Source organism: Kosakonia sp. ML.JS2a (assembly GCF_025642095.1).
Lineage (GTDB): Bacteria > Pseudomonadota > Gammaproteobacteria > Enterobacterales > Enterobacteriaceae.
Map to the genome: position 1 here is coordinate 1,544,003 of NZ_CP106754.1, position 12,971 is coordinate 1,556,973.

Sequence of the window (12,971 nt, forward strand, 5' to 3'; positions counted from 1 at the left end):
TGATGTCGCCAGCCGTTCGCGCTGGCGTTTTTATGGCTCCAGGAGTTTTGCCATGACCCGGCAACGACAAGCCGACCTGTTACTGGTTCTCACTACCCTTATCGCCGCCTGTGGCTGGATTTTTTCGCGCGAGGCGATTTCCGGCATGCCGGTGTTTGCTTTTCTCGGCCTGCGTTTTTTTGGCGCGGCGCTGGTGCTGCTGCCTTTCTGCCTCAGGCAACGCATTCCGCTGGCGAAACTGCGCCAGGTGCTGATCAGCGGTTTCTGGATGGCGCTTAACCTCTGCTTGTGGATTTGGTCGGTGTCGACCACGCCATCGCTGGGCGAGGGGGCATTTATCATGAGCCTGTCAATGCTGTTTGTGCCGCTGGTAGCGTGGGCGATGATGAATACCCGTCCCGCGCGAGCGTACTGGGAGTGTTTGCCGGTGGCGATTATCGGCCTTGCGCTGCTTAGCTTGCATACACCGATTACGTTTCATCCCAGTCAGGGCTGGTTCCTGCTCACCGCGTTCGTGCAGTCAATTAACTTCTGTTACACCAGTCGCTGCGCCAGAGAAGTGCCGCTGCTGCCGATGACCGCCGTACAACTGGCGGTAACCGGCATCGCCGGGTTACTGATTTCCGCGCTGTTTGAGGCGTGGACACAACCGTTTACTGCCACGACCGGGATGTGGCTGGTGGCGAGTATTTTTATTGCCACCAGTTTGCGTTTTGCGCTGCAATTGCAGGGGCAAAAATACGCCGCCGTTGCCAGCGCCGCCATCATTATGGTGCTGGAGCCGCTGTTGACGGTCATTGCCGCGTCCTTGTGGTACGGCGAGCGCTTGCCGCTGCAAAAAATCGTCGGCGGGGTGTTGATCCTGTTGGCGCAAATTTGGTTCCGCTGGCGCATGGTCGCGCGGTTGCCGTCAACGTCAAAGTTGTAGTGTGCCCGTCAGGACGGTATGCGCCGCGCCGGTCATCAGCACGCGGCCATTCGCTGTCTGCTCCAGCGCCAGAACACTGCCGCCGGGTTACCGGAAAAAGGACGCGCACTGAACGCGTCCACCTGGTAGATATCGAGTTTCACTGTGTGCTCCCTTTAATAACAACGGGATAACATTATCCTGTTTTCAGGGGCGCGGGTAGTTATGAGTTTGCCGGGCAGCGGGATGCTAACTGTTGACGCGCGCTAAATGCCGCCGCAGCAAGGAGTAGCATCATGACCACTTCGGTGGCCAGAAAACCGCTCAGCGCGGTGCTGTAATTGCCGTGCGACTGCCCGACAAGGTGCAAAAACAACCCACCGAGCAGCGCAGGCCCTAGCCCTAACGTTGCCTGCTGCAATGTGCTGAGCAGCGCGCTGCCTGCGCCGGCGTCACTGGCGGTGATATCGCGCATACCAATGCGATAAAAACTGTTCACAATCAGCGCCTGGCCGTAACCAATCAACGCCGTGGAGGGGGCCAGCGCCAGTGCGCCCACCCGTTGGCCGGAAAGCTGCAAGGTTGCGATCAGCGCCAGTAACCCGGCGACCTGGATGGTTAACCCGGTGAGCAGAATCGTCCGCGTGCTGTAACGCGCAATCAGTTTGGGGGCATACCAGGCCGAGATAAAATAGGCGATGCCAAGGGCAACAAAACTGTTGCCGGATTGCGATGGCGTCATCCCCATGCCTGCCTGCAAGGTGAGCGCCATGCAGAACATAAACCCGGACCAGGCGCTAAAGAAGAGCAGGGCAATCAATAGACCAAAACGGATGCTGTGCAGCTTTAGCAGTCGCGGCGGCAGCAGCGGCGTCAGGCCTGCTCGTTGTTGTTGCAGTGCGCTGGCGCGCATCCACACAGCCAGCGGGAAAAGCGCCAGCAACGCCGCCTGCGTTGGCCATGGCCAGTGCAGCTCCGGACCGAGCGCCAGCGGGAACAGCAGACAGCAGAGGATCAGCGCCAGGGCGATCGTGCCATGCCAGTCGATACGCGTGCGCGTTTCACTGTGAGTTTCCGGAATATAACGACGGCTGAGCGCCAGCACCAACAGGCAAATCGGCACATTGATAAAAAAGGCGTTGCGCCAGCCCAGCCCGGCGATATCCGCCGAAACCAGCCAGCCGCCGCCCATCTGACCGATAATAAAAGCGACGCCGCCAATGCCACCGTACAGGCTGATGGCGCGGGCATGCGCGGTGCCTTTTAGCGTGACATGGAGAGTGGCGAGGATCTGCGGCACGATCAGCGCCGCGCCCATGCCTTGCAGCGTGCGGGCCGCCAGCAGCGCAGAGACGGAATTTGCCAGCCCGCACAAGAGAGACGCAATGCCGAACAGCGTCACGCCCCACAAGAACACGCGCCTGCGCCCGAGGTTGTCGCCCAGTTTGCTCCCCATTGCCAGACAAACGGCAAAGGCTACGCCATACAGCGCCACAATCAGTGCTAACTGGGTGGCGGAGGTATGCAGCGACAGCGTAATGGAGTCGAGCGCTACGTTGGTGATGGAGGTATCGATAAGCGGCAGCATCTGCCCTGTTAACAACAGGATCAGGCCTGCCCGGCCAGGTGAAACAGCAGACGTATTCATGGTAACTCCATTGCGTCATTCATCAGATGGACGTAGCATCGCTGATTGAATAAACGGGTACCAGTTCTTGTCCATACTGGTACTGGCACTACCATGCTGGAGGTGTTTATGACGTTAATGGCGGAACGGCAACCCGTACTGACGGTTCAGGAAGAGAACCGTAAACAACTTGGTGCTTTTCTGCGTGCGCGCCGGGAAAGTCTGGATCCGCAGCGGCTGGGGTTACCGCGTAGCGGCCGTCGGCGCACGCCGGGCCTGCGTCGTGAAGAGGTGGCGTTACTGGCGGATGTGGGAGTGACCTGGTACACCTGGCTGGAGCAGGGCAGAGAGATGAACCCTTCCGCCGGTGTCTTGCAGGCGGTCGCCAGCGCCTTGCAGTGCTCGCCGACTGAAACGCGGCATCTGTTTTTACTGGCAGGACTGACGCCGGCAGAGACGCTCAACGCGCCGCAGTGTGAAGGGATCAGCGAAGGAACGCGTCGTTTGCTGGACAGCCTGTTGCCACAGCCTGCCAGTATTCAGAAAACCAATTTTGATATTGTGGCGTGGAACGTCGCTTTTGAGCGCCTGATGGGCGTGAATTTTGGCGAGATGGCGGAAGAAGACCGCAACTGCATTTACCTCTATCTGACCCATCCGCAGTGGCACAGCCGTCTGGGTCAACATGAAAGCGTGTTACAAACCTTTGTCGCCTATTTTCGCGCGGCAATGGCGGAACACCGTGGCGACCCGGTGTGGGAAGCCAAACTGGCGCGCTATTGCGCCGCTTCTGCCGAGTTTGAAGCCATGTGGCGCAACTATCTGGATGTGCGCGGGGTGGAAAATAAAGTGAAGCAGTTTATTCATCCGCAGCTGGGTGAATTTACGCTACAGCAGATGTACTGGTTCTCTGCGCCGCGTAATGGCTCGCGCCTGCTGGTCTACCTGCCGGTGGATGAACAGGGCGAACACGCGCTGAAATGGCTGGCGGAAAACGCTTAAGGGCGCAGGCGTTTTTGATCTTTACGCGGTAGCCCGTCCACCACGCGATCCCACGAGGCCTGAATCAGCGAAGCGAGCAGCGATTCGTCGATCTCCTCGCCGGCAAACACCGAAATCCAGTGTTTCTTGTTCATGTGGTACCCCGGCTCGATGCTGGGGTAGATTTGCTGATTGAGCAGCGACATTTGCGGCTCCGCCTTCATGGTCACCATGGGTCTGCCGTGGGCGGTGGTGGTCATCATAAAAATCTTACCGCACACTTTGAACACATCGTGCTCCGGGCCGAATGGCCAGCATTGCTCGGTAAAGGGCAACGCCAGCGCAAGGCGATGGGCGCTGGCTTGCAGGGTTTTACTGTCCATCTTTTTCCTCTGACGCCAGTGCGCGCCACATGGCATCAAAACCGAGGCGTTTGATCTCTTTCATGCGGGAAGGATCGCGGCCGGCAAAGGTAATGGTGGTATCCGCCATCGACAGGAAGATGGCGTCGCCAAAGGGGGCAAACTCCCCGTCTAAAAAGATGGGCAGCACCGAGCGATGGCAAAGTTCATGGAGTTCCGGGAAGATGTCCGTCACCTGTTGTTTGGTTTGCGGGGTGAGTTTTTCGCTCACCGCGATCTGGCGTACCGCCTGGTGCCCGCAAGGGTGGCGAATACCCCAGTCGATGTAACTGTTCCAGATAGAGTAGGTATGCTCTTTTGGATCGCTAATGGTGCGATCGAGGTTGTCGAGCATGGTGCCGCAGAGATCGGTTTTCAGGTGCAGGTAAAGCGCATTCAGCAAATCGTCCTTGGTGGCGAAGTAGCGAAACAGCGTGCCTTCAGCGACGCCTGCATTACGGGCTATTAACGCGGTTGAAGCCGCGATCCCTGACTCTGCAATCGCTTTGGTTGCCGCTTCCAGTAACGCCAGTTTTTTGTCTTCACTCTTTGGACGAGCCACTCCACTTTTCCTCACACGCTGTAAAAACCACGATTGAAACACGCCCTCTGTAACGCTGCAACGTCGAATGTCAAATAAAAAAAATCATCTTGACGGTTTATTGCTCCCCTCTATAATGAGTGCTTACTCACTCATAATCAAGTTTAACCAGCGTCGTATCCAGGGAAAGGATCGATTTTGTCGGGTCAGGATATGAAGCGTCTTATTCTCAGCGTGGTTCTTGTTATGCTCGTTGCGTCCGCCGCAAGTTTACCGTTTGTTCTGAATGCCGGTTTTGGTCAGTTGCCGCAGGGTGAGCAACTGACGGAAGTCGAAAAATCACCGAACTACCACGATGGCAAATTCCAGAATACGTTGCCTACGCCGGGGTTTACCGGAAAGAAAAATATGCTGGCCGCGTGGTGGGACTTTTTAGTGACCAAACGCGAAAACGCGCGCCCGCAACAACCGTTGCCGATGGTGCACACCGATCTTGCCAGTCTGCCGTTGGCAGAAGATACCCTGGTGTGGATGGGGCACTCCTCCTGGTACCTGCAACTGGCGGGTAAACGCATTCTTATCGATCCGGTTCTGAGCGACTATGCCGCACCGTTTTCATTCCTCAATAAAGCGTTTGCAGGCAATGAAGCGTGGACGGCGCAAAGCATGCCGGAAATCGATCTGTTGATTATTTCTCATGACCATTACGACCATCTGGATTACGCCACCATCAAAGCGCTGATGCCCAAAATTAAGCGCGTGGTGACGCCGCTTGGCGTGGGTTCGCACCTGCGTTACTGGGGGATGGACCCGGCGATTATTGAGGAAGCGGACTGGCAGCAGAAAGTGACCATCAGCGATGAACTCGCCGTGCATGTGCTGCCCGCCCGGCATTTTTCCGGACGCGGGCTGAAGCGTAACCAGACGCTGTGGGCGAGCTTTATGTTTGTGACGCCGGAACGCAAGGTCTACTACAGCGGTGATACCGGCTATGGCCCGCATTTTAAAGCCATAGGCGAACAATTTGGCGCAGTGGACGTCGCCATTATGGAAAACGGCCAGTATGACGAGGACTGGAAGTACATACATATGATGCCGGAAGAGGCCGCGCAAGCGGCGCAGGAGCTGAATGCACGTGCGGTTCTGCCGGGCCACGCGGGGCGTTTTGTGTTGGCAAAACATACCTGGGATGATCCCTACAAACGGCTGGCGGCAGCAAGCCTTGGCAAAAGTTATCGCTTACTCACACCGAGACTGGGCGAGCCTGTGTTTGCGGCTGACAGCGCGCAACACTTCCGCGCCTGGTGGGAATAAACCCGTTTACTAATCGAAGAGCAGAGGGGGAGCGCAGTATGACTATTTCCGCTCAGGTTATCGACACTATCGTCGAGTGGATCGACGACAATCTCCATCAACCATTGCGTATTGATGATATTGCAGCGCATGCGGGCTATTCCAAATGGCATCTGCAGCGGCTTTTCTTGCAGTACAAAGGGGAGAGTTTGGGGCGCTATATCCGCGAGCGTAAACTTTCGCTCGCAGCGCGGGATCTACGCGATACCGATCAGAGGGTCTACGACATTTGCCTGAAATATGGCTTTGATTCGCAGCAAACCTTCACGCGTATTTTTACCCGCACGTTCAATCAGCCGCCGGGAGCTTACCGGCGGGAGAATCATCAGCACACGCACTGATGGTCAGTGACATAAAAAACCGGCATTGTGAGCCGGTTTTTTTTTTACTCCTGCACGGTTTGTGCAATACCCAGCCGGTTTAAGAAACCGCAAATGCCTTCACGCGCCAGTAATAGCGCGAGCTGGTGCTGCTCGTCGGGGGTCATATTGTGCAAGACCTTCACAATTTCCTGCAGAGGAGTGCTCTCTGCTGCGCCATATGGCACGGAAGGCTCGGCGATGGAATAGGATGTGGTTCGCTGACGCATGGTGGGCGTTTTCATAATAAAGCTGCGCACATCTTTATTGATATGAATAAGTCTGGCGCGTCCACCTTTAACACCGGGCAAATTTTCGGTTTGCCAACCCTGTTCACGGATCCAGCGATTCACAGTCTGCTTTGCGACGCCGATAAAATCCGCTAACTCTTCGGTGGTCATTTTGCTGGCTAGTTTCATCATCTTATTTCTGATCGCGGATACCCAGGCGTTGCAATAACCCGGTAATGCCGTCACGTATTAACAGAGAGGAGAATTGCTTTTGCTCGGTGTCGGTCATCTCTTTCACCAGCGTGGTCAGCAACATTTCGAGGGATGTGTCGTGCGACATGGCGCTGGAAAGGGTGTGTTCTTCCGGGCGCTGAGCACTGAGAATAAAAGCGCGAACCTGTTCGTTCACATGGACCAGGCGGGCTTTTCCGCCTTGTACGCCGGGTTTGGGCGACGTTACCCATCCCTCTTTGCGCACCCATTTATTGATTGTCTGGCGGCTGTAACCGGTGAGGCTTGCCAACTCGTCTGGGGTCATTCGTTCCTTGAGCATGTAATTCCCGAGTGGTTGTAAGGGTAATTAATGACTTATGTTATAGCACCATTTAACGTGAAAATGTGACAGGTTTAACTACTGGTTGCGACCATGCGCGCAATGTCTTTCATTTGCATGCTTTTTCAGCGATTGAATAAGGCGAAGAGATTTTGCCGTTGACACCTAGCAAGGGAATTCATATTATGCCGCCCGTCAACACGACACGCTTTACGCAATGGGGCTATAGCTCAGCTGGGAGAGCGCTTGCATGGCATGCAAGAGGTCAGCGGTTCGATCCCGCTTAGCTCCACCAAACTCCGCACCCAACGGATTTGGCGCGTAAAGAAACATTGTGGGGCTATAGCTCAGCTGGGAGAGCGCTTGCATGGCATGCAAGAGGTCAGCGGTTCGATCCCGCTTAGCTCCACCAAAATCTTAAACCCTCGCGTTTACGCGGGGGTTTTTCGTTTCTGACCGTCTGAAAATCGCACGCATACTGTGGTAACAAATCTTAGGTTGTTAACCTCAGAAAACACTAAGAGTGTTTATTAGCCAGGTCACTTGATTCATAAAAAGAATGAATCTATTATCCGGCTACTTACTATTTCCCCGGTCAGGAGTTTGCACATCATTTTAATGAAGAATAGAAATTACAGTTGTGTGCGAAAATTCCTGTTGGCATTAATCCTTTGTCTTATCGCCGTCCCTGTTTCACGTATTATTTCGCCGCGAACGGTGGTGAATGCCAGTGATATTTATCTGGCCTGGTTGCCATTAAGCGTTATGCTGGCCATTATTTTACTCTTTGGGCGGCACGGTATTGTGCCTGTTATTCTCGGTTTCGCATTGATAAACGAGAGCTTTCTGCATTTACCGGGTGTAGAGGCGGCAGTGCTGCTATTTTGCCAGATATTCTCTGTGCTGCTGGCCTGCGCGGTCGTCCGCTGGCGGCTTGGTTCGCGCTGGCGTCATGGCATTCCCAATAAAAATATGGGGATTCGTATTTTATGGCTGGGATTTATTGCCCCACTCGGCATAAAGTGCTCCATGTATATTGCGGGTGTCTGGTTTGACTATCCAATTCATTTGTCGGGTTTTTTTAATTCCGGCTCCGTTATTTATTCTATTATTGATATTCAGAGCCTGATTGTTGCGTCGCTAATATTCACCATGATTATATATTTTCCACTAAGGATGATGATTAATCCCCGGTTTTTTCGCACATTCTGGCGACGTAGTATTAAACCCTGGCTCTGTGCAGAGAAGCGTCTGTTTACCCTTTTCTGGATTGCAGCGCTGATCGCAATGGTCATTACCCTCTGTCTTCCTTATAAATCTGATTATATTGCTGGCTACCTGGTGCCGGTTCTTTTTATTCTCTTCACGTTTGGCATCAGCAGGTTAAGCCACCCACTTCTGATGTTGAGTTGGGGATGCGCCGCGTTCGCGCTGATGGTCTATAACGACAGCTTTCTGCACGGCGTACGTTCCGATTATTCGCTGGCGTTCGTGATGTCGGTACTGATTTGTTTCACCATTTCTCTGCTGTATATGATGCGGATTTATACCCGTAGCGAATGGCTGAAAGGGCGCTGGCAGGCGCAGGCGATGACCGATCCCTTAACCGGTTTGCCCAACCTGCGCGCGCTGGAAAAAATGCTCGACGCGCAGCCCTCCTGCATTGTGTGCTGCTTACATATGCAGAATGTGGAGTTCCTGAGCCGCCATTTCGGCATGATGATGCGCGTTCATGTAAAACGCTGCGTAACGCGCGAGCTGCAACCCTTACTGCTTGAGGGGGAAACCCTCTTTCAGCTTCCCGGGAATGAACTGCTGTTAAAACTGAACGGGCCAGAAATCGCCGGGCGTTTGCAACATATGGTGCGTTACCTCAACAGCCGCCGTATCTACTGGAACGCCACCGCGCTGGATATTGAGTTTGGTATTTCGTGGGGAGAATTACATGCCCCGGGCAAAGCGCTGCATCACACGCTGGGGCAGCTAAGCTGGCTCTCGGAACAGGCCTCCTCAGGGCGGCAGGTGCTGGCGCTCACCAATAGTCTGCAAGAAGTGAGCGACCAGACCACGGATCGGGTTCTGCTGCTTAACAAAGTCAAGCGAGCGCTGGATAACAACGGCATCGCACTTTATGGTCAGCCTGTCGTCAATGCACAAGGTGTGGGGTATCAGGAAATCCTCAGCCGGCTGGTCTGTGATGGTGAGCTGATCACGCCGGACCAGTTTATCCCGGTGATTGCGCAGTTTAATTTGAGCGCCCGTTTCGATATGCAGGTGGTGGAGCGCTTACTGCAATGGATGCAGCAGCACCCTGGCCCACGCGGCGGCGTGCGTTTTTCGGTCAACCTGATGCCGTTAACATTGATGCAAAACGATTTTGTTGCACAGCTACTCTCTCTCTTTGCCCGTTATGCCGTGGCACCGCAGGCGGTGATTATTGAGATCACCGAAGAGCAGGCGCTGTCGCACTCTGAAGTGAGTATTCACAACATTCAACGATTGCGCGAAGCCGGGTTCAAAATTGCTATCGACGATTTTGGTACCGGTTATGCGAACTTTGAACGTCTGAAACGGTTGCAGGCGGATATCATCAAGATAGACGGCTGTTTCGTGCGGGATATGCTGAACGACCCTCAGGATGTGATGATCGTGAAAGCCATCTGTGAACTGGCGAAAGGGAAGTCGCTGACGGTGGTGGCGGAGTATGTGGAAAACGAAGCCCAGCGCGCACTGTTGCTGCAAGCCGGGGTCGATTATTTGCAAGGCTACTTATTAGGGAAACCGCAACTGCTGGCTAAGGCATAAAAAAACCGGGGCTATCCCCGGTTTTCAATAGTGTTGGCTATCCGGCAATCAGATAACCAGTGCCGCAATTGCAGCAGAGAGCACGCTCACCAGCGTAGAGCCGTAAACCAGTTTCAGACCAAAGCGGGAAACCACGTTGCCTTGCTCTTCGTTCAGGCCTTTAATCGCACCGGCGATGATACCGATAGAAGAGAAGTTCGCGAAGGAGACCAGGAACACAGAGAGGATGCCTTCCGCGCGCGGAGAGAGGTTGGCCGCGATTTTCTGCAGATCCATCATCGCCACGAATTCGTTGGAAACCAGTTTGGTGGCCATGATGCTCGCCACCTGCAGCGCTTCGTGAGCCGGTACGCCCAGAACCCAGGCAATCGGGTAGAAGATATAACCGAGAATGCCCTGGAAAGAGATACCAAAAATCGCCGCGAACAGCGCGTTCAGACCAGAAATCAGCGCAATAAAGCCAATCAGCATCGCCGCAACGATAATCGCCACTTTGAAGCCCGCCAGAATGTATTCGCCCAGCATTTCAAAGAAGCTCTGACCTTCGTGCAACTTCGCCATTTGCAGGTTTTCTTCGCTCTCTTCCACGCGGTACGGGTTGATCAGCGACAGTACAATAAAGGTACTGAACATGTTCAGCACCAGCGCCGCCACAACATATTTCGGCTGCAGCATGGTCATGTACGCGCCAACGATGGACATCGAAACGGTGGACATCGCCGTCGCCGCCATGGTGTACATGCGGTTGCGCGACATTTTGCCGAGGATATCTTTATAGGCAATAAAGTTCTCGGACTGACCCAGAATCAGGGAGCTGACGGCGTTAAATGACTCCAGTTTGCCCATGCCGTTCACTTTAGACAGCACCGTCCCGATGGCGCGAATAATGATTGGCAACACGCGGATATGTTGCAAAATCCCGATCAGTGCAGAAATAAAGACAATCGGGCACAGCACTTTCAGGAAGAAGAACGCCAGGCCTTCGTCATTCATTTTACCGAATACGAAGTTGGTGCCTTCGTTGGCGAAACCGAGCAGTTTTTCAAACATTTCGGAGAAGCCTTTAACGAAGCCCAGGCCGATATCAGAGTTCAGGAAGAACCAGGCCAGTAAAACTTCAATCACCAGCAATTGAATAACAAAGCGGATGCGGATTTTCTTGCGATCGCTGCTCACGAGCAAGGCAAGCAGCGCCACGACAGCAAGCGCCAGGACAAAGTGCAGAACACGGGACATATTTGCTCCAAATATGAGACGGGTAGAAATTTCGTGCACATTCTATGTAACAAGCCAAAAGAAAACGAGATCAAACACACACTATATTAATGGCCTGTGACCAGACTCAAAATTAGTGATCCACCATACATTTCTGTTATGTTAAGTAAAGGAGTGAAAAGTTGCGTCGTGATGCTAAACTCTTAACATAACGCTGCGGCAGTTCCTGTTGCCGCCGTCACCATACTGGACATTCAGCCCTTCTATTGTTTCTGGCTATCAGAGAAATCAGGTAAACCCATCTAAATGAACTTGATAATCATTCTCATTTTGGTAGCATGAAACATAGCAAAGGCTATATTTAAGGGCATAAAATGAACAGTAGTCGCGTTGAGAATAGCAGTGGGCGTGCAGCGCGCAAGCTGAGGTTCGCGTTAATGGGACCGGCGTTCATTGCGGCGATTGGCTATATCGATCCCGGCAACTTTGCCACCAACATTCAGGCGGGGGCCAGTTTCGGCTACCAGCTATTGTGGGTTGTGGTGTGGGCCAATTTAATGGCGATGCTGATTCAGTTGCTCTCCGCCAAACTCGGTATCGCCACCGGCAAAAACCTGGCTGAGCAGATCCGCGATCACTATCCACGCCCGGTGGTCTGGTTCTACTGGGTACAGGCGGAAATTATCGCCATGGCCACTGATCTCGCGGAATTTATTGGCGCGGCTATCGGTTTTAAAATGATCCTCGGCGTTTCGCTGCTGCAAGGCGCGGTGCTGACCGGCGTTGCCACCTTTTTGATTTTGATGTTGCAACGACGTGGGCAAAAACCGTTAGAGAAGGTGATCGGCGGGTTATTGCTGTTTGTTGCAGCGGCATACATTGTTGAGCTGGTGTTTTCTCAGCCGCGGCTGGCGGCGCTGACGAAAGGGATTGTGATTCCCAGTTTGCCGGGAACCGACGCCGTCTTTCTCGCCGCCGGGGTGTTGGGGGCGACCATTATGCCGCATGTGATTTACCTGCACTCTTCCCTGACGCAGCATTTGCACCAGGGAACCCAGCGTCAGCGCTATTCAGCCACCAAATGGGATGTAGGAATTGCCATGACCATTGCCGGTTTTGTGAATCTGGCAATGATGGCCACCGCAGCCGCGGCTTTCCATTTTAACGGTCATACCGGGATTGCCGATTTGGATCAGGCTTACCTCACGCTGGAGCCGTTATTGAGCCACGCGGCCGCCACCATTTTTGGTCTGAGCCTGGTGGCAGCAGGCCTCTCTTCAACGGTGGTGGGCACGCTGGCGGGACAGGTGGTGATGCAAGGGTTTGTGCGTTTCCATATTCCGCTGTGGGTTCGTCGTACTATTACCATGATGCCCTCGTTTATCGTCATCTGGCTGGGGCTGGATCCGACGCAAATTCTGGTGATGAGCCAGGTGTTGCTGAGCTTCGGTATTGCGCTGGCGTTGGTGCCGCTGCTGGTGTTTACCAGCAATCGTGCGCTGATGGGTGAACTGGTGAATTCATCGCTGATTAAGCGTACCGGCTGGGTGATTGTGGTACTGGTGGTCAGTTTAAATGGCTGGTTGTTAGTGGGGACCGCGGCGGGGCTATAGCGTTCTGCTCACCAACCAGCACAAAGAAAAAAGGAGCGCATGCGCTCCTTTTTCGTATCAATGATGACGCCAGCGACCGCCTCCCGGCCCGCGGTGGTCATCGCGATCGTCCCAGCCTTCGCGGTAGCCGCGTTCATAGGCGTCGCGTTTATCCCAACCGCGATGCCATCCGCGGTCGTGTTTATACCAGTGGTTGCCGCGCCATTCGTAGTTGCGACCCCAGTAGTCGCGGTCGCGCCAGCGTCCGCCGTCCCAGTAGTTACCGTAATTGTCACGATCGCCAATTTGTAATTTTATAGACGGCAACAGGGTGATTTCACCAGCATTAGCGACCAGGGGGGCTGAAGCCATTAACACTGCTGCCAGAATCAGTGACCTGAACATAC

Annotated in this window: 13 protein-coding genes and 2 tRNA genes; 8 read left to right on the top strand and 7 right to left on the bottom strand. The window is 54.0% G+C overall.

Annotation, left to right across the window (positions count from 1 at the left end):
• The first annotated feature begins 52 nt into the window (after positions 1-52).
• On the top strand, positions 53-928 hold the full coding sequence (locus tag N7922_RS07525) for a DMT family transporter (protein WP_263099938.1): 876 nt from the start codon (positions 53-55) through the stop codon (positions 926-928).
• 202 nt (positions 929-1,130) lie between these two features.
• Here the strand turns inward: N7922_RS07525 and N7922_RS07530 are convergent, their stop codons facing one another.
• Positions 1,131-2,555 carry an MFS transporter gene (locus N7922_RS07530; protein WP_263099939.1) on the bottom strand — a complete coding sequence of 475 codons (1,425 nt, stop codon included), beginning with the start codon at positions 2,553-2,555 and terminating at the stop codon, positions 1,131-1,133.
• Between the two features lie 108 nt (positions 2,556-2,663).
• On the opposite strand from N7922_RS07530, the gene N7922_RS07535 reads away from it, so the two are divergent.
• Positions 2,664-3,536, top strand: coding sequence for a helix-turn-helix transcriptional regulator (locus N7922_RS07535; RefSeq protein WP_263099940.1), 873 nt, complete (start codon positions 2,664-2,666; stop codon positions 3,534-3,536).
• On the opposite strand, the gene N7922_RS07540 is transcribed toward N7922_RS07535, so the two are convergent.
• Positions 3,533-3,898 carry an MmcQ/YjbR family DNA-binding protein gene (locus N7922_RS07540; protein ID WP_263099941.1) on the bottom strand — a complete coding sequence of 122 codons (366 nt, stop codon included), beginning with the start codon at positions 3,896-3,898 and terminating at the stop codon, positions 3,533-3,535. The genes N7922_RS07535 and N7922_RS07540 overlap by 4 nt on opposite strands.
• On the bottom strand, positions 3,888-4,478 hold the full coding sequence (locus N7922_RS07545) for a TetR/AcrR family transcriptional regulator (RefSeq protein WP_263099942.1): 591 nt from the start codon (positions 4,476-4,478) through the stop codon (positions 3,888-3,890). Before N7922_RS07545 ends, N7922_RS07540 begins: the two co-directional genes overlap by 11 nt.
• A gap of 177 nt (positions 4,479-4,655) precedes the next feature.
• On the opposite strand from N7922_RS07545, the gene N7922_RS07550 reads away from it, so the two are divergent.
• Positions 4,656-5,771, top strand: coding sequence for an MBL fold metallo-hydrolase (locus N7922_RS07550; protein ID WP_263099943.1), 1,116 nt, complete (start codon positions 4,656-4,658; stop codon positions 5,769-5,771).
• A 38-nt stretch (positions 5,772-5,809) separates the two neighbouring features.
• Positions 5,810-6,151 (top strand): RamA family antibiotic efflux transcriptional regulator, encoded by a 342-nt coding sequence (locus tag N7922_RS07555; protein ID WP_263099944.1) that lies wholly within the window; start codon positions 5,810-5,812, stop codon positions 6,149-6,151.
• A 44-nt stretch (positions 6,152-6,195) separates the two neighbouring features.
• Here the strand turns inward: N7922_RS07555 and N7922_RS07560 are convergent, their stop codons facing one another.
• Positions 6,196-6,591 (bottom strand): YfeC-like transcriptional regulator, encoded by a 396-nt coding sequence (locus tag N7922_RS07560; RefSeq protein ID WP_263099945.1) that lies wholly within the window; start codon positions 6,589-6,591, stop codon positions 6,196-6,198.
• Between the two features lies 1 nt (position 6,592).
• The gene (locus N7922_RS07565) at positions 6,593-6,952 is read right to left on the bottom strand and encodes a YfeC-like transcriptional regulator (protein ID WP_263099946.1); all 360 of its coding nucleotides are present in this window, start codon (positions 6,950-6,952) and stop codon (positions 6,593-6,595) included.
• Between the two features lie 219 nt (positions 6,953-7,171).
• Between N7922_RS07565 and N7922_RS07570 the strand changes: the two genes are divergently transcribed.
• From N7922_RS07570 to N7922_RS07580, 3 genes are all read left to right on the top strand, one after another.
• A tRNA-Ala gene (locus N7922_RS07570) sits at positions 7,172-7,247 on the top strand.
• Between the two features lie 41 nt (positions 7,248-7,288).
• Positions 7,289-7,364 (top strand) — tRNA-Ala (locus N7922_RS07575).
• Positions 7,365-7,570: 206 nt separating this feature from the next.
• The gene (locus N7922_RS07580; RefSeq protein WP_263099947.1) at positions 7,571-9,757 is read left to right on the top strand and encodes a sensor domain-containing phosphodiesterase; all 2,187 of its coding nucleotides are present in this window, start codon (positions 7,571-7,573) and stop codon (positions 9,755-9,757) included.
• A gap of 48 nt (positions 9,758-9,805) precedes the next feature.
• On the opposite strand, the gene N7922_RS07585 is transcribed toward N7922_RS07580, so the two are convergent.
• Complete coding sequence (locus N7922_RS07585) at positions 9,806-10,993, bottom strand: NupC/NupG family nucleoside CNT transporter (RefSeq protein WP_263099948.1); 1,188 nt, start codon at positions 10,991-10,993, stop codon at positions 9,806-9,808.
• Positions 10,994-11,346: 353 nt separating this feature from the next.
• On the opposite strand from N7922_RS07585, the gene N7922_RS07590 reads away from it, so the two are divergent.
• On the top strand, positions 11,347-12,585 hold the full coding sequence (locus tag N7922_RS07590; protein WP_263099949.1) for an Nramp family divalent metal transporter: 1,239 nt from the start codon (positions 11,347-11,349) through the stop codon (positions 12,583-12,585).
• Positions 12,586-12,642: 57 nt separating this feature from the next.
• On the opposite strand, the gene N7922_RS07595 is transcribed toward N7922_RS07590, so the two are convergent.
• Entirely contained in the window at positions 12,643-12,969 is a 327-nt protein-coding gene (locus N7922_RS07595) for a DUF2502 domain-containing protein (protein WP_263099950.1), read from the bottom strand.
• Positions 12,970-12,971: the final 2 nt, after the last annotated feature.